This is a genomic window from Nitrosophilus sp. (assembly GCF_982775275.1).
Window position 1 is genome coordinate 1 of sequence record NZ_CEXZHP010000310.1, and the last position, 1,265, is coordinate 1,265.

Genomic DNA, 1,265 nt, shown 5'->3' on the forward strand with positions numbered 1-1,265 from the left:
CATGCTCATATCTTTCCCTGCAACAGTGATAACTCTGACTATCTTCTTTCTTGGATACTGTATTATTTCAGTTACCATCGCTGCTATAATATCCCTGTCTTCCATGGCTACCCATAAGCGTAGATCACCTGTATCCAGATGTTTCCTTATATCACTCGATATGAGTTCACCTTCTGCATGAAGTAATGCCTTCTCCACCAGTGGTGTAACGTCAGCCCACACCAGTTCAATATCTTCACAGTTGACAAGAGCAACCTTACATGAAGGTGCTTGTGTACTCTCTGCTTCAATCTGAGTTATAGTTTTGCCCATGCTGTTCCGTTATACCAGTATATCCCTTCCCCTGCTCCGGGGTTCCAATCAGTACCATCTGCGTATCTTATATCACCTTTGCGTGGTCTAGCTGGTTCTGCGTGAACAGGCTCAAGCCTGAATATAGATTGATTGAGTAGAATGCTGCCAAGTCTTTTCAACTCGCTAACAACATAACCACCTAAATCTTCTACCTCTTCGGGCAGTGGTCCAGGCTCATACCTCGTTACACTCTTCTCTACCCTATCTGCATAGGTTGCCATCAGTAACTCCTTGAGCCACGCTTACCTACGTTATCTACCTCTATAGTGTAACCATCAAGTTCCCAGTTCATATCAGTTGTTGACTCAAAGCGTACCCCATACATCTTCCCAGTACCTCTAACGGATACCTTTGACTGGCTGTCAGGGTTAAATGTTACGGGTGCGTTCCATGAGATACCACCTTCAGTAGACATCTGGGTACCAAGGTAAACATTTATAGTATCGGCACCACTGGCAGACATCTTGGGCCATATGGAACTGATACGCTTTACTGATGTATGATCTGGCTGACCTTCTGCGTTCAGTGATAGACCTGTCCTTTCAACATAAGAGGTCATGTTCGTAGTATCTTCCTTGTTACCAGACCTGTCTCTATATAGTTTTGTATTACCCGGATCAACAAATAGTAGGACTTTATCCTGTAAATCATAACTCATAGTCCACGGACCTGTAATACCTACCCAGCTATCACTGGTAGCAGCCCATGTAGTCGCCGTAGTGGGGTTTCCTACGTTTCCGTAACCCATGTGCGCCACATCAGGTAAGTCTCTGATACAGAAAGTATTGGTAATATAGTTCCACACTACAGCCTTGTTAGGATGGTTGGTTGACGCACCATCAGCAGTAAAGCAGAAGAGTATTTCTGTTCTGCCGTAGTCGGCAACAACAAAAGACTTGTTTACCTGTGCG

At 44.6% G+C, this 1,265-nt stretch carries 3 protein-coding genes; all 3 read right to left on the minus strand.

The annotated features are described in order from the left end of the window. A partial coding sequence (locus AC30RD_RS09545) for a hypothetical protein (RefSeq protein ID WP_489494316.1) occupies window positions 1-312 on the minus strand: 312 nt, incomplete at its 3' end. Beyond that, a complete protein-coding gene (locus AC30RD_RS09550; RefSeq protein ID WP_489494317.1) occupies window positions 297-575 on the minus strand; it encodes a hypothetical protein in 279 nt (92 codons plus the stop codon). The genes AC30RD_RS09545 and AC30RD_RS09550, both read right to left, overlap by 16 nt. Further along, the coding region (locus AC30RD_RS09555; RefSeq protein ID WP_489494318.1) for a hypothetical protein at window positions 575-1,265 on the minus strand (691 nt) is incomplete at its 5' end. The genes AC30RD_RS09555 and AC30RD_RS09550, both read right to left, overlap by 1 nt.

Bases quoted from the DNA above. Each gene is read 5' to 3' on its own strand.
- AC30RD_RS09550 (WP_489494317.1), bottom strand. From the start codon at position 575: ATGGCAACCTATGCAGATAGGGTAGAGAAGAGTGTAACGAGGTATGAG.